The sequence below is a fragment of the Nostoc sp. UIC 10607 genome (assembly GCF_047228265.1).
GTDB classification, from domain to species: Bacteria; Cyanobacteriota; Cyanobacteriia; order Cyanobacteriales; family Nostocaceae; genus Nostoc; species Nostoc foliaceum_A.
The window spans coordinates 1-19,034 of the sequence record NZ_JBIQNW010000054.1; the positions used below are offsets into that span (position 1 = coordinate 1).

Annotated in this window: 17 protein-coding genes; 5 read left to right on the top strand and 12 right to left on the bottom strand. The window is 39.5% G+C overall.

Translation table 11 applies throughout. The annotated features are described in order from the left end of the window. Positions 1 to 74 precede the first annotated feature (74 nt). The 3 genes from ACEYW6_RS28540 to ACEYW6_RS28550 all read left to right on the top strand — a co-directional run bounded on the left by ACEYW6_RS28540 (position 75) and on the right by ACEYW6_RS28550 (position 3,817). Positions 75 to 1,259 carry a GUN4 domain-containing protein gene (locus tag ACEYW6_RS28540; RefSeq protein ID WP_412982396.1) on the top strand — a complete coding sequence of 395 codons (1,185 nt, stop codon included), beginning with the start codon at positions 75 to 77 and terminating at the stop codon, positions 1,257 to 1,259. Positions 1,260 to 1,282: 23 nt separating this feature from the next. Beyond that, entirely contained in the window at positions 1,283 to 3,178 is a 1,896-nt protein-coding gene (locus ACEYW6_RS28545; protein WP_412982397.1) for an AAA family ATPase, read from the top strand. Between the two features lie 114 nt (positions 3,179 to 3,292). Further along, entirely contained in the window at positions 3,293 to 3,817 is a 525-nt protein-coding gene (locus ACEYW6_RS28550; RefSeq protein ID WP_412982398.1) for a hypothetical protein, read from the top strand. 72 nt (positions 3,818 to 3,889) lie between these two features. On the opposite strand, the gene ACEYW6_RS28555 is transcribed toward ACEYW6_RS28550, so the two are convergent. The 6 genes from ACEYW6_RS28555 to ACEYW6_RS28580 form a co-directional block, all read right to left on the bottom strand. Next, entirely contained in the window at positions 3,890 to 4,693 is an 804-nt protein-coding gene (locus ACEYW6_RS28555; protein ID WP_412982399.1) for a phosphate/phosphite/phosphonate ABC transporter substrate-binding protein, read from the bottom strand. After that, entirely contained in the window at positions 4,690 to 4,935 is a 246-nt protein-coding gene (locus tag ACEYW6_RS28560) for a hypothetical protein (RefSeq protein WP_412982400.1), read from the bottom strand. Before ACEYW6_RS28560 ends, ACEYW6_RS28555 begins: the two co-directional genes overlap by 4 nt. Positions 4,936 to 5,178: 243 nt before the next feature. After that, on the bottom strand, positions 5,179 to 6,042 hold the full coding sequence (locus tag ACEYW6_RS28565; protein WP_412982401.1) for a TauD/TfdA dioxygenase family protein: 864 nt from the start codon (positions 6,040 to 6,042) through the stop codon (positions 5,179 to 5,181). 61 nt (positions 6,043 to 6,103) lie between these two features. Beyond that, a complete protein-coding gene (locus tag ACEYW6_RS28570) occupies positions 6,104 to 7,207 on the bottom strand; it encodes an aliphatic sulfonate ABC transporter substrate-binding protein (protein ID WP_412982402.1) in 1,104 nt (367 codons plus the stop codon). Between the two features lie 46 nt (positions 7,208 to 7,253). Further along, positions 7,254 to 8,999 (bottom strand): vanadium-dependent haloperoxidase, encoded by a 1,746-nt coding sequence (locus ACEYW6_RS28575; RefSeq protein WP_412982403.1) that lies wholly within the window; start codon positions 8,997 to 8,999, stop codon positions 7,254 to 7,256. 174 nt (positions 9,000 to 9,173) lie between these two features. Continuing rightward, positions 9,174 to 9,455: a hypothetical protein gene (locus ACEYW6_RS28580; RefSeq protein WP_412982432.1), complete on the bottom strand. Its 282-nt coding sequence runs from the start codon at positions 9,453 to 9,455 to the stop codon at positions 9,174 to 9,176. Between the two features lie 1,301 nt (positions 9,456 to 10,756). On the opposite strand from ACEYW6_RS28580, the gene ACEYW6_RS28585 reads away from it, so the two are divergent. Continuing rightward, positions 10,757 to 11,161, top strand: coding sequence for a four-helix bundle copper-binding protein (locus ACEYW6_RS28585; RefSeq protein WP_412982433.1), 405 nt, complete (start codon positions 10,757 to 10,759; stop codon positions 11,159 to 11,161). Between the two features lie 158 nt (positions 11,162 to 11,319). On the opposite strand, the gene ACEYW6_RS28590 is transcribed toward ACEYW6_RS28585, so the two are convergent. The 3 genes from ACEYW6_RS28590 to ACEYW6_RS28600 form a co-directional block, all read right to left on the bottom strand. After that, the gene (locus ACEYW6_RS28590) at positions 11,320 to 11,985 is read right to left on the bottom strand and encodes a glutathione S-transferase family protein (RefSeq protein ID WP_412982404.1); all 666 of its coding nucleotides are present in this window, start codon (positions 11,983 to 11,985) and stop codon (positions 11,320 to 11,322) included. Between the two features lie 80 nt (positions 11,986 to 12,065). After that, the gene (locus ACEYW6_RS28595; protein WP_412982405.1) at positions 12,066 to 13,187 is read right to left on the bottom strand and encodes an aryl-sulfate sulfotransferase; all 1,122 of its coding nucleotides are present in this window, start codon (positions 13,185 to 13,187) and stop codon (positions 12,066 to 12,068) included. An 83-nt stretch (positions 13,188 to 13,270) separates the two neighbouring features. After that, the gene (locus tag ACEYW6_RS28600) at positions 13,271 to 14,308 is read right to left on the bottom strand and encodes an NADP(H)-dependent aldo-keto reductase (protein WP_412982406.1); all 1,038 of its coding nucleotides are present in this window, start codon (positions 14,306 to 14,308) and stop codon (positions 13,271 to 13,273) included. A 299-nt stretch (positions 14,309 to 14,607) separates the two neighbouring features. Here ACEYW6_RS28600 and ACEYW6_RS28605 point away from each other — a divergent pair, with 299 nt between their 5' ends. Further along, positions 14,608 to 15,621: an isopenicillin N synthase family dioxygenase gene (locus tag ACEYW6_RS28605; protein WP_412982407.1), complete on the top strand. Its 1,014-nt coding sequence runs from the start codon at positions 14,608 to 14,610 to the stop codon at positions 15,619 to 15,621. Between the two features lie 10 nt (positions 15,622 to 15,631). On the opposite strand, the gene ACEYW6_RS28610 is transcribed toward ACEYW6_RS28605, so the two are convergent. From ACEYW6_RS28610 to ACEYW6_RS28620, 3 genes are all read right to left on the bottom strand, one after another. Further along, positions 15,632 to 15,973 carry a 4Fe-4S binding protein gene (locus ACEYW6_RS28610; protein WP_412982408.1) on the bottom strand — a complete coding sequence of 114 codons (342 nt, stop codon included), beginning with the start codon at positions 15,971 to 15,973 and terminating at the stop codon, positions 15,632 to 15,634. Positions 15,974 to 15,985: 12 nt separating this feature from the next. Then, positions 15,986 to 17,695: an FAD-binding protein gene (locus ACEYW6_RS28615; protein WP_412982409.1), complete on the bottom strand. Its 1,710-nt coding sequence runs from the start codon at positions 17,693 to 17,695 to the stop codon at positions 15,986 to 15,988. Between the two features lie 115 nt (positions 17,696 to 17,810). Beyond that, positions 17,811 to 19,034, bottom strand: coding sequence for a glutathione S-transferase family protein (locus tag ACEYW6_RS28620; protein WP_412982410.1), 1,224 nt, complete (start codon positions 19,032 to 19,034; stop codon positions 17,811 to 17,813).

The window sequence follows — 19,034 nt, forward strand, 5'->3', positions numbered from 1 at the left end:
CAGTCCCCAAGCTGGATTTATCGCCTTTTCCTGCACCCTCTTGACAAAAGTGCAATCATTCTAACCTCTCACCGATGTCTATTGTCAGGATTTTCTCTAACAACAGCAAAGTTACTGGTGCTGGTTTTTTAGTTTCTCAAAGGCATATCCTTACCTGCGCTCATGTGGTGTGCGATAGTTTAGGAATTAACAGAACAACTATAGAAAAACCTGACGAACTTATTACCTTAGACTTTCCATTAGTAGCAACTAAACAATACCTAAAAGCTAAGGTAGTTTTCTGGCAACCTGTAAATCCCTATGCAGAGGTAGAAGACATTGTAGGATTGGAGCTAGAAAGTAATCCTCCACAAAAAGTTCAATCTGCAAAATTAATTAAATTAGACAATTTGTGGGGACATTCTTTTCGAGTATTCGGTTTTCCAGCAGGACAATCAAATGGGGTCTGGGCTTCTGGGGTTTTACGAGGACGAGGAGCTAACGGTTGGGTGCAGTTGGAAGATTTGAAACAATCAGGCTATAAGCTAGAGGCTGGTTTTAGTGGTGCGCCTATCTGGGATGAAGAATTACAGGGTGTAGTCGGAATGGCAGTAGCAGCAGAAATGAAGCGCCCAGAAACTAAAGTTGCCTTTATGATTCCTATGGCAGTATTGAATAAGGTATTGTCTAAGCTAAGTGAGCAAGAAACTCAGAATTTAGAATTGATAAATACTACAAATAACCAACAAGAAGCATCAGAAAAGAGTATTGCACAGCTTTTAAACTACCACAAATTTGGCTTAGTTGACTATAGCAAACTACAAGAGCTACTTGCAGCAGGAAAATGGAGAGAAGCAAATCAAGAAACCGAGGCTGTAATGTTGAAAGTAGCAGGTAAAGGAGAGAAAAATATTCTTGATAGGAAAGATATTGATAATTTTTCATGTACTGTTCTTTATGAAATAGATCAGCTATGGATTCGATATAGTTTGAATCGTTTCGGTTTCAGTGTTCAGAGACGCATCTGGCAAAGTCAAGAAGTGAAGCAAAATTTTCTGCGTTTTGGCGAATCCGTAGGATGGTACAAAAACAATAACTGGCTAAGTTATGAAGATATAAACTTTGTTCTAGTAGAAAATAGTACTTTTGGATACCTACCTGTAGTGTTTTATAACAAGGAAGAGGCAGCCATAAAATATGAAATACAACTGAATTGGGTAAGGTTTTTCAACTTATTTATGGTCGGTATATTTTCTCGTTTAGAAGTTTGTGGGTATTAATATATTAGTATTATTCAAATATTATGTTGCTTAAAACTATCTTTATTCGTTTCTATAAATCTTTTAATTTTGATTATATTAAACAAAATGATCAAGAACCCGATCCATCAAAAAGTTGGGATTTTATAGATGATAAATGGTATCCATATATAGAAGTTTCTATAGAGACAGCCACTAAAGTAACAACAATTGTTGGAGCCAATGAGTCTGGTAAGTCTCATTTATTGAGCGCTATAGAAAAAGCTATTTCGGGAAAATCACTTATTTCAGGTAAGGATGCCGAATTTGAAGAAATTAAACGCGAAGATTTTTGCCGATATTCACATTTCTTTAGTATTAAAAAAGGTGAATTAAAATTTCCTGGTTTTGGTACTGAGTGGATAGACGTTTCTCAGCCAGATCAACAAAAAATAAGAGAATGTTGCAATCTGCCTGATGAAATTACATTTAATAGTTTTTTATTGTTTCGAGTAAATAAAAATGATTTAAATGTATATATTAAAGATAAAGATAATTACAGACAATACAAAGTAGCACAAAAATACTTAGAGTCTATCTCAAGCATTTTACCTAACATATTTAGAATCAATTCACAAGTTGCGCTTCCTGCAAGTATACCAATTAGAAGGCTTATAAATCAGAACAAAAAAATACAGTTAGCCGACAATGATATAATACAAACAAAACTTGAAATTTTTGAAAGACAACAAAGAAATGAAATACTTAAATTAATAGAAAATCTTGTTGAGAATCCTGATAGTTTAAATGAAAAAGAAGGAATATCTGCAAGTCAACAAATATCTAAATATCGAGATGAAATAACTTCTAAGATAGTTGCTGAACTTACAAAAGGAAAGAATCTTTTAAAAAAGCAAGATAAACGATTTAAATTAGCTTACGATTTGCTATGTGATGTTTCTGAAGTAGATCCAGAAATTTTGTCTGACCTCGCTGAGGCTCTAATAAATGGTAAAGAGGGGTATGCTAATGGAATTATTGAAATGATTAATTCTCGATTAGCAGAAAGATTAAACTTTCCTCGCTGGTGGGTTCAAGACCAAGAATTCTGTTTGAGAATAGCACCCAGAGACTATGATCTAGTATTTACTATACGAGATAAAACTGGGACTGAATATTCTATTACTGAACGCAGTAATGGACTGACATATTTTCTAAGCTATTTCATCCAATTTTTATCGCATAAACCGCATCCCGAAAAAAATGAAATCTTGCTGATGGATGAGCCAGATGCGTATTTATCTAGTCAAGCACAACAGGATCTGCTGAAAATATTTGATGCTTTCTCAAATCCTCAAGATGGTTCGCACATCACTAGACCTATTCAAGTAGTGTATGTAACTCACTCTCCTTTTCTTATTGACAAAAATCATGCGGAAAGAATTAGAGTTTTAGAAAAAGGGAAGAATGACGAAGGAACAAGAGTAGTTAAAGATATTGCTAGAAATCATTATGAACCACTGAGATCAGCCTTTGGTGCATTTGTAGGCGAAACAACTTTAATTGGTAATTGTAATTTAATGGTTGAAGGTGCTGCTGATCAGATTTTAATTGCAGGAGCAGCAACATATCTACGTAATTGCACAGAAACCAAAATAGAAACGTTGGACTTAAATACTGTAACTATAGTCCCTGCTGATTCTGTATCTCAAATTCCATATCTGGTATATCTTGCTCGTGGTAGAGATGTTGAACAACCAGCAGTTATCGTACTTCTGGATAGCAATCAAAGTGGTAATAATGCAAAAATTCAATTAAGAAAAGGCGTGCCTAGTAGAAAAAATTTACTACCAGAAGAGTTTATAATTCAAATTGCTGAGATGCAATCAGGCATAACTTTATCTCACGGTATTACATTGACAGACTTAGAGGATTTAATTCCTCTACCAATTTGCGTATAAGCAGCGCGAAGACATGCAAAGGAAGTATATGGGGCAACAGATAAAGATGTTGCTCTCATCAAAGAAGATACTGTTTTAAAGAAAATTATAGATGGAAAAACAATATTCGATGCTATGGAAGCTTGCTTTCGAGAAAAGTTGATTTCTAAAGAAGTATATATTGATAAAATCAGCTTATCAAGAAGTGTCATTAATTTAATTAATATACTTAATTTATCTCGGAAAAATGGGGGGAAAGATAGCCTTTTTAGTGAACTAGCGATATTTGAAACTAATTTCAAATTTCTATTTAAGTATTTAAATGATAAGATACGTAAAGCTAGAGAAAAACTAACTGATGAGAGTATTTCAGATAGGGTAGAGAGATATAAACGACGTTTTTTCAGAGATTATCCACTATCTACTAGGCGTGAAGATGCAAGAAATTTACTAGCAACAATAGAAGATTTATTGCTAGAAGAAACAGAAGAAACTGGAAGGATAAAAAAGCAAATTCAAAATTTACTCCATACTTATAAGCTCGAAATAGAAATGTATAAGATTATAGAGAGAGATGACTATGAGGAATTCAAAAAGGGTTTAGACAAAATTAAGTACGCAGGTAGAGTTGTTAGCCAAGAAAATAAATTTAATCAATAGCTGCATAATCAGATTGGCTAATTTGATTGGAAATGCTATCAAAAATAATACTTTTGGAAAGTCTATACCATATCAAGACAAGCTAACACAAGAGCGATCGCTGTAAATCTGATTTAATATCTGATAATCTTCCAATCTCACTGCGGCAAAACGTCTGACTCCGAACTGTTTCATCACTCTTTGCAACTCTGCATCTGGTTGGAGTAATGCCAACTGCATTTGCTGAATTAAAGATATACCTAGACGCTGTGCTACTACCAATGGTGGCATTGGAGAAGGCCCCAGCACTTCCACCACACGCAAATGCTGTGATAATTCAGGAAAATCCTTTAATTCCTGTTCTAGCACCACACTATCAATTGCTGCACAATCTGCCAATCCCTCAACTACCCAGCGAATTGAACGCTGATGTGAACCTGATTGTAGCGTTTTGCCAAAGAAATTTTCAGGATATTTTTCTGGAACTAATTTATGAGAAAGTAAATTATAACCACTATTAGAACCCAGGTCATTATAACAAAATATTTTTCCTGCTAAATCTGTAAATTTTTTGATATTACTATTAGCATTGACAATAACATCTGCATAGTAAACAGGGCAGTTGCTATATCGTGATGATTGCATTACTGGCGCAACTAAAGTCTGAAATTGATTTGAAACTATTTGACTATAGCGAATCAGTGGTAATCCACAGATAAAAGCTAAATCTATTTGATCTTGAAATAAGAAGGCATCTTCTAAGGGATCATATTCACTTTGTTGTATTTGGAATTCTATTTTTAAAACACTACCTAAATAAGCTGCGATCGCCTGATAAAATCTAAACCAATTGGGAGCTAGATAAGATGTAATCTGCAATCTTTTATATATAGTCATTTTTGTTCTACAACAGTTTCATGTTGAAAAAATCGACTTAAATTTTTTCCAGATAAATAATGTATATATACAAATCCGAGACTGGCAAAGGTCAACAACATAACACCCAAAACTGTTGTGTATGCTTTAGTGTGCCACCATAGCTGCTTTAACAAATCTGTACCAAGTAGTAATATCTTCCACAAGAAATAATCATTTACTTTTTTAGCGTCTTGGATATTGATGTGTTGAGCTAATGCCATTTCGATTTCTGCCTTCAATCCAAACAAAGAACGGTAATCCGATAACCTTAATGTAGATTATAATATATATTATCTAAGTTAGTCAAAAAATCTGAATAATTGACGTTAATAATTTTGGAGATAATATTCATATATTCTCAATTAATAAAACTTAAATCGTCATAAAGTACAAAACCCCGGTTTATTCAAGAAACCGGAGTTATTGTATCGCAACTTATTTTTTCAAACAAATGGGATTTTTCCTCAAAATGGACGGCTACCCGCTAAACTTATCCGTTTCATCACTCGGCGCTGATTGGGATCAAATGCTTGACGATAATGCAAAGTTGCTTGATTATCCCAATAGACAATATCGCCTACAGACCATTTGTGTTGATAATAAAACCGAGGTTGATGTAAATGCGATCGCAGCTGTTCAATTAATTCAGATCCTTCTTGCGGATCTAGACCAACAATTTCTACTTCTGTGGCGTAATCTAAATATAAAATCTTTTTCCCACTTTCTGGATGTGTCCGTACTAGTGGGTGAGGAAATACAGGACTAATTAGGGGAATACTCTTGTCTAGACGGTATTTAGAACGAGGTGTATTTGGTTTATTTAAAAACGGATTGTATGTAATTAACTGCAAATCTGCAATCCGACGCTTTGTAAACTCATCCAGAGTTTCATAGGCTAAATTCAGATTTAACCAGTAAGTATCTCCGCCTTCAGTGGGTACTTCCAAAGCATAGAGTAAAGAACCACTGGAAGGATAAGGAGTCCACTTATGATCAGAATGAAAAGTTAGTTCACCAGTTCCAGTATAGCCACCATCAACATTAGAAACGGGAATTATTACGGGTGTGACTCCTGGCTGAGAAGCAAGAACTGGGATGTCATCTGGCGGAACAAATAGAGAACCAAAATGAAAAGCAAAGTTTAAGAATTCCTCATCATTTAGATTTTGGTTTTTGAAGATAAGGATGTGGTGTTCAAGTAATGCTTGTTTTAGTTGTAAGATAACTTCAGGTTTAATCGGTTGGCTAGCATCAAGTCCCGTGATTACAGCGCCTAGAGGTGCATTAATTCCAGTAATTTGAAAGTTATTTAAGGTGAGTGTAGACATAATCAACTATTAAAGTTTTCCACAATTTCCGTATAATAACTAGTAATTCATGCCCCAAATATTATTTTTTTGCAAGCACTTCTTGAGGAGTGATTTCGGCATATTCTTCAGGAGTCAAGAAGCCATCTCTCACATTTACCTTCTTAGGTATCAGTCCCAAGTTGTACCATTTATCTGCAACTTCTTGTTGTTTATTAATAATTTTTTCGGTAATTGGTATAAGCGTGAAATCATACTTTTTGTGCATAATCTCTAAAGTAGGTGGATCAAGTTGAGTTATTGCAGAGAGCAATTGGGAAAGTTCTTTAGGATTATTCTTAGACCAATTTTGGGCTTTTTGCAGTTCTTCTAGAAAGACTTTGATGACTTCTCGATTTTCTTGATAGAATTTGCGGTTTGTGGATATAAAGTTGTTAGTATCTCGCAAGCCGTTACCACCATCAGTTAAAACCCGCGCCGTGTTATTTTGGACATTTCTTGTAACAAATGGTTCCCAAATAAACCAAGCATCTACTTTCCCTTGACTAAATGCTACATTAGCATCTGGAGGCGCTATACCAACCGATTCTATATCACTGAGCTTTAAACCTTCTTTTTCTAAGGCTCTAAGTATAAGATAATGACCAATTGATGCTTTTTGAAAAGCTACTTTTTTCCCTTTTAAATCTTTGATACTTTGAATAGGAGAGTTTTTAGGAACTAACAGTGAAACTGCTTGCCCATCAGAAGAGTTAGCCGCTAGATAAACAAGAGGTGCGTCGGCTGCTTGAGAGAAAACAGGAGGAGATTCTGCTGTAGAGGCAATATCAAGTGCGCCTGCATTTAAAGCTTCTAATTGTTGTGGCCCGGCAGCAAATTCTGGCCACTCTACCCTATACCCTAAAGGTTTTAATCGTTTTGCTAGAATACCTTTTTCTTCTAAGACGGCTAGGGCAGTCAGTTGTTTAGAGCGGACAATTCTAATTACTTTCTCAGCAGTAGTATTACTACTACTAGCTACATTAGAAGCCGATGAAGGTGATTGTTGCTGAGAATTATTTGGTGAATTACTGCAACTAAATACTGTGGTAGATAATACTAAGCTGTAACCAAAAGCAAATAAGGCGTGACGACGGGTGATGTGTCGGTTTTGCCAGAATGCAATTTGTTTTATGAAATCTTTCATGAATTAATTCACCTCTAATTATCAAACAAGTTATTAAATTAAAAATTTAAACTGTGACTTTCGTCCCATCAAATTTTGTGAATGTGAAGCCATTGAATTTTTCGTTGTAACCCAACCTCTCATCCTTCAGGATGCTGATGGCAATCTCTTCACCCAAAGCTATGCCAGCAGAACCATCTGTGCGCCAGTGAATACCACCATGACCACGACCAAGGGTGTAATTAGCTGCCAGTTTGTTTAATTCTCTACCCACGGTTAAAGGCTCTCCTTTGTAGGGAATCACCTTAGTGGGGTCATTAGGATCGGGGATTACGGGATTAGGGATGACAAAATCTTCGTCAAAGTATGCTTTTAACAATGTGGCACTGACACCAGCGATCGCAGCTGCACCACCAACGTAAGATGAATGAATGGGTGCGCCTTCTGGGTATCCATGCGGTAAAAGATAGGAACCAAATTTACTAAAACTCTGAGCCAAAGCTTGGGAGTTTAATATATCTCTATGAGTCGGATATTCAGTTTTATTGACAATGTTGTTATGAACTAGCCCACCATAAGCTTCTGGACGCAGAGTGCGGTGTACATAAAACTTCTGCCAGTATGCAGCTCTAATAGCGCGGGATCTACCCAAGTACACTAAAGCTTCTAAATGTCCCAGAGCAAATGACCCATTGCCCCCCTGTTGGGTTTTTGATTTAACGAAGGGATTACCTGAATTAAAGGGTGCGCCAATTCCACTACTTAAAGGGTCGTTAGCTTTGCGACTACTACCCAAAATGAGAGCAGCACCAGAAAATGCTGCGCCTGGTGCATGGGAAAATTCTGATAAGTCACGAATTGTCGATATGTAACGGCGTACTGGGTCATACTTAATAGTTCTAGGAGTACCACCATTCTGTACATTCAGCCATTCTTCATAATCAGTGAGGAAATCATTACCAGGTAAAGCCGTCCGAATCACAGGTGGAATAAACTGAACGCCCCAAGGAATATTTAACAATGCAAACTGGGAAATGTAAGGGCCAACTAATACTCCTGGCGGAGTTACGTGTTTTGCTGTCCTGCCAGATTTGTCACTTTGATCAACGTAGGTGACACTACCACGAAACAGGGTTTGGGGAGTGACACGTCCATTTTGTTTTGGCCCTTTGAACGTTGAAAGCTGATTAAGTTCTTCAACCGCTGCCAATACCAAAGGATCGTCGGTGTTGTTCTGTAGTTTATGAAAAGGTACGTCCCGCAATAGGGCTTGCCAATACAGTTCAACAGCTTCTACAGCCCGTTCTGAACTAGCTAGAGTTGGTGGCGGCGGTACTGCTACCTGCACCCCATGACATCCTTCTAAACTGACCGCGAGAGGCCCCTGAGCATTAATCAATTTTCTGGTGCCACCTAAAATGACCTTTTCAAAGTCATCATGGTCATGGGTTGTTACGGCTTTAGTTAAAGAGTCATAGGCTTTGAGATCAACCTCACTCTGTTTGTTGTGTGGTAGTCCCCTAGTATCAGAGCCAATCTTATTAGGATACCGTTCCTCATCGCCATTAGTAGGATTGGGCGCAATGGGAATTTGACGATTAGCCTCGGCTGAGGCAACACGTATGCGATAAGCCTTTTCCGTAAACTTGTTCTTAGCAGAAGATACCTGCTCTTGTGCCTGACCTTTTTGAGTAGAAAACTTTAAACCCACTGCCCCTGCTACAATACTACTTGCAGTAAAGATACCAGTATGTAACAAAAAAGATCGTCTACTAGCTGCACTCACAATAACTTTGGATTTTCTCTGATTCATAATTGTATATCTCTGCGCTTCTGCGCCTACTCTTTGCTACGCAACGCTACCGCCTAATGGCGAATGCATGAGATTTGATCTATTTACTTAACTACATCCGCCATTGAAAAAAAGGAATTAAGGTGGTTTTACCCACCTTAAGCAACCGATTCGAGGTCTACTGTGGCGGAAACTTTAGGAATATTGCGTGACTAGGGGTAATTCTTCATTCAGCACCCAATTGCCAATATCGCGCAGCTTATAATCTACAGGGTCATGAAGCGTGAAAGTACGTAAATCTCGCCAGTAACGGTCAAAGCCGTATTTACTACCCGTAGAACGAGTTCCCATAACTTCAAAAATACCTGTGGTGAGATTCAAACCAACGCGAGTAGCAAAAGCCTTGACTGCAAAAACGGAAACTGCTACTTCTCCCCTTTCTTTAAAAGTCAGGTTAACTTCTTTGTTTAATCCAATCTTTGGATTCTTGTTTAACTAATAGTTGCACCATTATCTATTTTCTCCTTGTGGTGAGTATGGATGAGGAAATGGGAATTGGAACATGTTGAAGTTAGGATTCAGTTGCGACACGAGGAGGTATAGTTCGCCCAATTCCCAAGATTTAATCCTTGACATTGCTGATTCAAGGAGATGCAAGGGAGCAGGAAAGGATTAGGGGACGAGGCGGACAAGGAGGACAAAGGGAATTCTTGAACAAGTCTCTTCCTTGTCTCTTCTCTATAGCCCCATGCCCCCTTACCTTTCGTTGAATCAACACTACTTCTCCTTAAATTCTATTAAGTCTGCTTAATCTTAAATCCTTACCCAGCAAGCACTTTTACAAAATAACTATTTTGGTAGTGGCAAGATAAACTGAGTCAAACTACTGTAAGTTGGTATGTATTTAGTAGTTTGCTGTTAATATAGCAGTGTTGCATGGTTGCCTGTAAAAGGCAAGTACATTTTGTAAAAAAAATTTGGTGTTGCTGAGTGGAAATCTGAATTTGGATCACGCAGAGGCAAGGCAGTGCCGTGGGAGGGTTTCCCGACTTGTAGTAACTGCCACCCAATAGACCTCTTGCAAAAGTGCTTTTTGCAAGAGGGGGAAAAGGTTAAAGGGGAAGGGGACAATACAGAACCTTTTCCCCTTTTCCCGACTTATGCAAGAAGTCTAATGTCCCAGCGAGGAAGAGTTAATTTTGGAGTTTCATATTCAAATTCAGCAACATCCTTAATTCAATTAAGTTCAGTCAGAATGCCCTTCGGATTCCCAAAGCCACCACTACATAATGAACTATGGCTTAATAAAGTCATGAAACTTTGATATTACTGAAATATAAGAAAATATACTTATAGCATTTTTTCAACTAATGAGTTGTTTTACTGATGAATATAGCTATAATCTTTACTAGGCAAGGCTTTGACGGTTTAGGAACTAGGAAATAAAAGCGGTATTATCTCTCAACTGTTTTTTGATTTAGTAGGCGGACAAATCAAACAAACCGACAGTCAATTCTGGATATTAAGGGATAGCTGACTTCAATTAAGTAATTCGGTATAACTAACAAAAGAGTCTCAGCCCTTAATAGATAAGGATTTTAGCCAAGTAGCTCCCAATGAAATATGAAAAGCCGCTTAATTTACGTCAAGTATATAGGTATAGGGGCATTCAAATTGCTAGAACTCCAGAATCTATTGATTTATCAAAAATAAAGTTTTACCTTGCTAATTAAGTCAGCCACACCACTAACTGCGACAACAAGGAGACTATTTCTATGATGACAACCGAATCTATACTCACTGAAATGGAAGCTTGCAAACAAATCTCTATTGAATGCCAGACTACTTGCATTGATACCCTCAAATACTGCAAGAGTCAGGGTGGTAGATACATGGATATGGCTATGATGTCCATGTTGCGGGACTGTGCAGAAATGTGCATGATGTGCGTCAACATGATTAATGACGGTTCTGAGTTTATGGGAAACACCTGTAGTTTGTGCGCCCAAATTTGCGATCGCACCGCCCTAGCTTGTGAACAAATGAGCAGCGATGCCACAATGATGTTCTGTGCCACTATTTGCCGCAAGTGCGCTCAACATTGCAATGCAATGGGACTCAATTCTGCTTCCTATTTCCGCAGATCAAGCTTGGTGACAGAAGATTCACTACTATCTAGCTAGTTTTTCCCCAGGATTAAGTTGCCCAATTTATAGCAGACTTGCGATTATACCTAAATTCATAGTTTCTCCAGTATCTTTGGTTTTTCGCCGCTCAAAATCTTTTTGGGCGGCGAAAACTTAGGGAAAGATACAATTCTTTTGACTACCAAAAAGCAGTGCTAGGCAGCAACGGGCGTAGCAAATCTAGCATATCGCTCTATGTAAAACTCCTTACTATTAGCGATCGCCACCACAGAATCACGTTGTTTTAAAGCCTTTTTCCATTGACGTAGACGAGTAAATTCCTCTGGTAGTGCAAAGCCTCGATGGTGCTTCAGTGCAGCCCAACGCTCAAACCAGGGGTAAAAGGTGAAATCAACCAGACTGACGGATTCACCAAACCAGTAAGGGCCGTCTCCTGATAACTTCCCTAATGCTTCATTCTCGATAAATTCTAGATGTTTGTACAGTTCTTGTTTAGCTGCTTCTTGCTGTTGGATCTCAGGACTACGCAAGAGAGTAGAAAAAGCTGGAACGAATCTAGTATTAGCAAAATCAATCCAGATGCGAGCTTGTGCTTTAGCAATGGGACTGCTAGGTAAAAGCGGTGGATTGGGAAATACTTCGTTGAGATATTCGTTAATTACTGCCGATTCCCAAACTCGGTGATTATTGTGTGCGATCGCAGGCACTTTTCCATAAGGAGAAATATCTGTAAATCCCTCCGGTTTATTCTGCAAATTAATCTCAATCAAGTCAAAGTCGATGCCTTTTTCTTGAAGTACCAAACGCGAACGGTGAGCATAAGGGCAAACAACCGCACTATATATCTTGATTTCAGCCATGTTAATGTTCCTGTATGAATAGGATTGGTTTATTAGCTTTGGAAATTAATTTAATCCAAAATCCAAAATCTAAAATTGAACTAAAGCCAAGGCACTTCTTCAGGCGCATACCGAAAAGCACGGAAGACTGAATTTTGCTCTCCACTAGCTACTGCTGACTTCTCACCAAGATTCCTTGCCGCAAAGTGAGGATTGACATATTCCCAAACAATCTCTCCTGTAACTGTCACCTCAAATATGCGACCGAAAGCACCTTCTGTAATTAAAGTGTTGCCATTCGCTAGACGCTGCGCGCCTGATATATACGAACTGAAGAAATTTTGAGGTGGATTGTCAGTGTATTGCCAAACTATCTGTTTCGTTTGACGGCTTACTTCAATCACACGAGAGAAATTGAGAGCAGTATGACGGCGATGTGCGCCATTGTCAAAAATTAGGATATTGCCATTAGCTAATTCGTTAGGAAAGTGCTGCTGTGCTAATACCTCATCTCCGAGTGTCCAGATAATCTCTCCTGTTTGGCGATCAATAATTACGACGGAAGAGATGTTGCGGAAGCTGATTATAATATTGCCGTCAGCGAGTTCGCCTACAGTATTGCCATGAGTCCATTCGTGTCGTTGATCTTGGGGAGTGATAGTAAAAATATCTGGATTTAAGTGCTCATGGGCGTGCCATGTCCAAACAATCTCACCCCCAGGAGTAACTTCATAAAGTACATCAGCATAGATATCACCGTCTGCTTCCGTTCCCGGTACACCGCCTTTAATACGGGGAATCAAAGACTGAGGTATCTTTTCAATAGCTAATAAAATCGTGTTCCCGTTGCGTAGTCTGCGCCCGTCATGATGATGATCTGGATGTTTATACTCCCAAATAATATTTCCTTTGGGATCTGCTTCTAAGACAACGCCGCCTTTAAAGGCAGCCCACAAAGGAAAATGTGGCGGAATATCTAGCGTCTTACCATTATAAAAAAGGTTGCCATTGGGTAAAAGATAACCATATAAACCCGGTGAATATGGCAAATTCCATTGATGTACTACTTCTCCTTCTAGGTTCAGAAGATATACTTCTCCCTTACCTGTAAGTGGTGTAAAAAGCGTATAACCCTTGAATGCTTTGTCAGGATTATAAGCTCTTAAACCAGTACCACGGCGACGAATAGTATTTTGGTCAACTGATGCTGTTGCGATCGTCATAATTTTCTACACATTTGCTTTATTCAGATCCCCGACTTCTTCGAGAAGTCGGGGATCTATAGTTTTCTGATAGATCAGCACTCTTATGGTGCTGGATTCGGATATTGAGTATGAACTGAATCCAATTCAGCCAAGATATCTTTATCAAGAACTACATTGATGCTTTCTATATTCTCTTTGAGTTGTTCTAGTGTGGTAGCACCAATAATCGTACTAGCAACAAACCAACGACTCCGCACAAATGCGATCGCTAATTGTGCAGGACTTAGTTGATGGCGTTTGGCAATTTCTACATAAGCTGCTACTGCTTTGCTAACATTTGGTTTTAAATATCGCTGACCAAAGTTTTCAAATAAAGTAACTCTTGCTTTCTCTGGTTTACCATTGAGGTATTTACCAGTTAAATAGCCAAATCCCAAAGGGCTATAAGCTAGTAAAGGAACGTTTTCGTAATAAACTGCTTCTGCAAGAGCGCCATCAAAAACTCGATTGAGTAAATTGTAAGCATTTTGAATAGAAACAACTTTAGGTAATCCTAATTGTTTAGCTACATGGCTAAATTGTGCAATGCCCCAAGGAGTTTCATTACTTAAGCCGATATAGCGAATTTTACCTGCATTTATGACATCGGCAAAAACTTCTAGTTGTTCAGTGATGGGAACTGTTTCCCCAACTTGATTAGGGTCGAAAACTGTTTGTCCAAAACGTGGTACATAACGGTCTGGCCAATGGATTTGATATAAATCAATATAGTCTGTTTGCAATCTTTTCAGACTATCATCTACAGCTTGTTTGATATTGTCTCTATCAATGGCTTTAGCTCCATCACGTAGCCACTTAAAGCCTCGACCAGGCCCTGCTATTTTAGTAGCAATTATTAGTTGATCTCGCTGTTGATGTTTTAACCATTCTCCAATATAAGTTTCGGTTAAGCCATAAGTTTCAGCACTGGTTGGTACTGGATACATCTCAGCCGCATCAATGAAGTTGATTCCCTCTTTAGTGGCATAATCTAGCTGCTGGTGGGCTTCTTCAATAGTATTTTGCTGCCCATAAGTCATTGTGCCAAGGCAAATATCTGAAACTTTTAGGTCACTATTACCTAGCTGATTGTACCGCATATATCTGGATTATGTTTGTTCTTAAATTGTCAATATTTTTACACAATTTTTTAACAATAAATGACTAATTGTTTAGTAATTTATTGTTATTTGCAGAAATAATGAGAATCCTTGAGATAATAATACACTATTTCTATCGAATTACCGTATTTAAAATAAAATTTATAAATTTATACTCAAAATACTTTATCTAAGCACCTGGCTAAGGCTAGCGATCGCCATACCCAACATTATGGTTACCGATATAATTTTCTGTGTAGCCTAGATATTAGTTTATGCATAACTAGGAGAACCTGAGCATGACAATCTTACAGGTTGTAGACAAAGAGTTTTTACAAGTTCCCATAATTGATATTAGTGCGCTGATTTCCCAAACTAGCAACTCTTCTAAAGTAGTTGCAGACCAAATTAGACAAGCGTGCCAAAATTACGGTTTCTTTTATATCGTCGGACATGGAGTTGATGAAAAACTACAAGAGAAACTAGAAAATCTTAGCCAACAGTTCTTCGCACAGGATGTCGAAACCAAACTGAAGATTCGTATGGCTCTTGGTGGTAGAGCATGGCGAGGATATTTCCCTGTTGGTAACGAGTTGACATCAGGTAAACCTGACTTAAAAGAAGGTATTTACTTCGGCACAGAACTAGAAGAAAATCACCCACTCGTGAAAGCTGGTGTACCAATGCACGGTTGCAATCTCTTTCCATCCAATATTCCCCAATTTAAGGAAACAGTGCTGGATTATATAGACTCAATGACCAAACTTGGACACACCCTAATGGCTGGTATTGCTCTGAGTTTGGGATTAGAAAATTCCTACTTTGCAGACCGTTATACAAAAGACCCATTAATATTATTTCGGATTTTCAATTATCCTCCTAATTCATCATTATCTAAATGGGGCGTTGGTGAACATACAGATTATGGAGTATTAACTATACTCAAACAAGATAATGTCGGTGGATTACAAATTAAATCAAAGTCTGGTTGGATAGATGCACCTCCTATTCCTGGTTCATTCGTATGCAACATTGGGGATATGCTCGATCGCATGACACAAGGACTGTATCGCTCAACACCCCACCGCGTTCAGAACTTATCAACAAGTAATCGCCTATCATTCCCGTTCTTTTTTGATCCCAATTTCAACGTTGAAGTCAAACCTATTGAATTGAAGGATGTAGTAGTGAATGATGATAAAAGCGATCGCTGGGATAAAGCCAGTGTCCACGAATTTCGCGGGACTTATGGCGATTATCTTTTAAATAAAGTCTCTAAAGTATTTCCAGAACTACAACAAAAAGTGCTTTAGAGAGTCCAAATTAACTTTGATAAGGACGCGGCAGTTGGCGCAGTTTATGAGCCGTATCTAATTCGCTGTTGTTTGTCTTGCCATATCCCCAACCCAAGAGGCGACGATATTCACCCATGATGCCACTTTCAATTAAATCATCCTCATTGACTTCAATATCGGTATGAGATTCAGGCGCAACATAGAGTGCATCCGCAGGACAATAAGCCTCACACATGAAACAAGTTTGACAGTCTTCCTTGCGGGCGATCGCAGGTGGCTGATCAGGTACGGAGTCAAAGACATTGGTAGGGCAAACTTGAACGCACAAATTGCAATTGATACAGAGTTTATGGCTGACAAGCTCGATCATGACATGCTCCTGCTACAACTTTGATACAGTAGGTTTGGTTTGAGTGGTAATTACTGGTGGTGTAGCAATCGCATCCGTAATCCAATCACGCCTCACCCAAAGCTTATCTAAGCCGCCTGTTGCTTGGTAATAACGCTGATTTGGATCGGTTTCAGGATAGTCTATGCGAATATGTTCGCTGCGCGTTTCCTTGCGATGTAACGCGCTAAAATATGCCCATCGTGCTACAGCCGTTAAAGCAGCTGCTCGACGAGAAAATTCCACATCACGCACTGTATCTTGTTTCGGGTTTTCTTGTACTTGCTGCCACAGCGTTTCTAATTTGGCGAGAGAATCCAAAAGTCCCTGTTCAGAACGCAAGTAATTCTTTTCCAACGGGAACATCTGGGCTTGTACACCGCGCACGATCGCTTCACTATCGAATGTTTCGGAAGTGGGTGAGGGTGACGATGGGCTACGCCCCGCCAAAGGCGACCGCAATCCCACTTTACCAGCAGGACGCGCAACCCGTTCATTTGCATGAGCGCCCAAACTTTTAGCAAAGTTCGCTGCCCCAACTCCTGCCCATTGCCCTGTGGAGATTGCCCAGGCAGCATTGGGACCACCACCCCCAGAAGCTAAACCAGCTAAAAACTCACGTGATGCAGCATCACCGGCAGCGTAGAGGCCAGGAACCTTTGTAGCGCAGTTATCATTCACAATCCGAATCCCACCCGTACCACGGACTGTACCCTCTAAAACAAGTGTCACAGGCACTCGTTCTGTATAGGGGTCAATACCAGCTTTTGTATAGGGTAGAAAAGCAATGAAATGAGACTTTTCAATCACTGCTTTAACTTCCGGTGTGGCTCGATCTAAACGAGCATAAACGGGGCCTTTCAGTAGGGCATTAGGGAGAAACGATGGATCGCGACGACCATTGATATAGCCACCCAGATCATTGCCTGCTTCATCACTATAACTAGCCCAGCCAAAGGGGACACCCCTTGTCACTGTGGCATTGAAAGCGGTCGAAATTGCATAGTGATTAGAAGCTTCCATACTAGAAAGTTCACCGCCGGCTTCCACTGCCATCAACAGTCCATCGCCTGTATTGGTATTGCAACCTAATGCTTTACTTAAGAATGCACAACCGCCATTCGCTAAGACTACTGCACCAGCACGAACGGTATAAGTACGATGATGTTGCCTCTGCACACCTCTTGCTCCAGCTACTGAGCCGTCGTCAGCCAATAAAAGCTCTAGAGCCGGACTTTGGTCGAGAATCTGCACACCAACACGCAAAAGGTTTTTGCGAAGTACCCGCATATATTCAGGGCCATAATAACTCTGACGCACAGATTCCCCATCTTCTTTAGGGAAACGATAGCCCCAACTTTCCACTAGGGGCAAACTCAGCCAGGTTTTTTCGATAACACGCTCGATCCAACGTGAGTTAGCGAGGTTTTTTCCTACGCGATAACGCTCCGATAAAACTTTGTCCCAATTTTCTGGAGAAGGAGCCATGATGCCGTTACCACTAGCCGCCGCCGCACCACTCGTACCCAGAAAACCTTTATCAACAATGATGACTTTGACACTTTGGGATGCTGCTGCCCAGGCTGCCCACGCAGCAGCAGGGCCACCACCAATTACCAGTACATCGGCAGTTAACTGTAGTTCATTTTCACTATGGACTGTTAGCAATTCCTTTTCCTCAATAAAGTCTCCAAAGTACAGCAAAATTCAGAGCGATGCCCTGAGCCTGCCGAAGGGTCAGAATTCAGAAGCGCTCCGACTTTTCGCTGCGTCTTTGCATAAGGCAAATTCATCCATTCAATTAGCAACGCATACAAAATTAATAAACAGATGTCAACAATTTATCTATCGCTGCCCGAAACGCCGTTGCTGCACCAGCACTCATATCACGGGGGGCGCAGATGCGATTTCTCAAATATGCGAAAGTAATAGCACCCACAGCAGCGAAGATAGGATCAATGCTGCTATTTTTACCACCAGTCCTTCCACCCGGTAAAGTTGCACCATTGCCATGAATGAGATAATCAGCCAGCTGTCGTAGGTGAAAATCAACAGCGTCCTTAACTGTGGTATAATCACCGTCTGCGGCTAAAGCTTGGACTCCAGAATTTTTGATAATATCTGCGATCGCAACTTCCCGATTATCGCTTAGTCTTTCAGCTGCTTCGGCTCGATATTGAATAGTCTCACTTGCTTCTACATCCAGAGGTAAAGGATTTCCAATCGGTTCTACACCCCATCTGCGACGCAAAAGTAAATTGTTGGTGATATTATCCGATTTCACTCTGTGATAGGCAGGACGCTGATTAAGCGCATCAAACCAAGCATTAATGCGAGGAAAGCGAGGATTTCCTTTGAGGTGATATCCCCGATATACAGGTAAATTAGCCGCCAATCTATCTAGATGGGGGCTATACAGAATGTCAACCAAGCTAAATGTACTGACAAAGTAGGGGCCGGGGTATTTAGCCAAAGCTTGCTCAAGTTCATCTAACTTCGCCTCAAATGCTGCTTGCAAGTTTGCCAATTCATCAGCATCTACAGGTGCTTCTCTGAGGAATTTGTAAGCAATCTCTCTAAAACCATTAGTCTCAGCTTCTTCAACCAACTGCCTAGCAACAGCGTTTTCCTCTGGATTTTCCGGCAATAATGATGGATAAGGATACTTTTCTTCTAAAGCCAAGACAATATCTTTGGATTCATATACTAAGTTCCCCTCAATTTTTGCTGCTGGGACAAGGGTTGTGGGAACTAAGTCAGTGTACCATTTAGGTTTATTACTTAAATCAATAAACTCCGTTGCAAAGGGAATTTCCTTTTCTTCCAGAGCAAACCAAACTCTCTCGCAGAAAGGACACCAGGAATTAGTATCTCGATAAAGCAAGACTGGTGGTTGTGTGTTTGGGGGAATTTTCTCTAAACTGCTGGGAATTGGTGCAGTAGAAGGAGATTGTCCGGGCCTCTTTACCCTACGGGCAGAAGTATTTTTTCTAGCAGTCTCTAAAACTTCTTCCCAACTCGATACTGTGTTTTGAATAGACAT

Coding starts and splice junctions, on each gene's coding strand:
- ACEYW6_RS28565 (WP_412982401.1), bottom strand. CDS start 6,042: ATGTCTACACTCACCTTAAATAACTTTCAAATTACTGGAATTAATGCA.
- ACEYW6_RS28585 (WP_412982433.1), top strand. CDS start 10,757: ATGACAACCGAATCTATACTCACTGAAATGGAAGCTTGCAAACAAATC.
- ACEYW6_RS28620 (WP_412982410.1), bottom strand. CDS start 19,034: ATGTCTATTCAAAACACAGTATCGAGTTGGGAAGAAGTTTTAGAGACT.
- ACEYW6_RS28540 (WP_412982396.1), top strand. CDS start 75: ATGTCTATTGTCAGGATTTTCTCTAACAACAGCAAAGTTACTGGTGCT.
- ACEYW6_RS28575 (WP_412982403.1), bottom strand. CDS start 8,999: ATGAATCAGAGAAAATCCAAAGTTATTGTGAGTGCAGCTAGTAGACGA.
- ACEYW6_RS28555 (WP_412982399.1), bottom strand. CDS start 4,693: ATGACTATATATAAAAGATTGCAGATTACATCTTATCTAGCTCCCAAT.
- ACEYW6_RS28590 (WP_412982404.1), bottom strand. CDS start 11,985: ATGGCTGAAATCAAGATATATAGTGCGGTTGTTTGCCCTTATGCTCAC.
- ACEYW6_RS28550 (WP_412982398.1), top strand. CDS start 3,293: ATGGAAGCTTGCTTTCGAGAAAAGTTGATTTCTAAAGAAGTATATATT.
- ACEYW6_RS28560 (WP_412982400.1), bottom strand. CDS start 4,935: ATGGCATTAGCTCAACACATCAATATCCAAGACGCTAAAAAAGTAAAT.
- ACEYW6_RS28570 (WP_412982402.1), bottom strand. CDS start 7,207: ATGAAAGATTTCATAAAACAAATTGCATTCTGGCAAAACCGACACATC.
- ACEYW6_RS28610 (WP_412982408.1), bottom strand. CDS start 15,973: ATGATCGAGCTTGTCAGCCATAAACTCTGTATCAATTGCAATTTGTGC.
- ACEYW6_RS28595 (WP_412982405.1), bottom strand. CDS start 13,187: ATGACGATCGCAACAGCATCAGTTGACCAAAATACTATTCGTCGCCGT.
- ACEYW6_RS28600 (WP_412982406.1), bottom strand. CDS start 14,308: ATGCGGTACAATCAGCTAGGTAATAGTGACCTAAAAGTTTCAGATATT.
- ACEYW6_RS28545 (WP_412982397.1), top strand. CDS start 1,283: ATGTTGCTTAAAACTATCTTTATTCGTTTCTATAAATCTTTTAATTTT.
- ACEYW6_RS28605 (WP_412982407.1), top strand. CDS start 14,608: ATGACAATCTTACAGGTTGTAGACAAAGAGTTTTTACAAGTTCCCATA.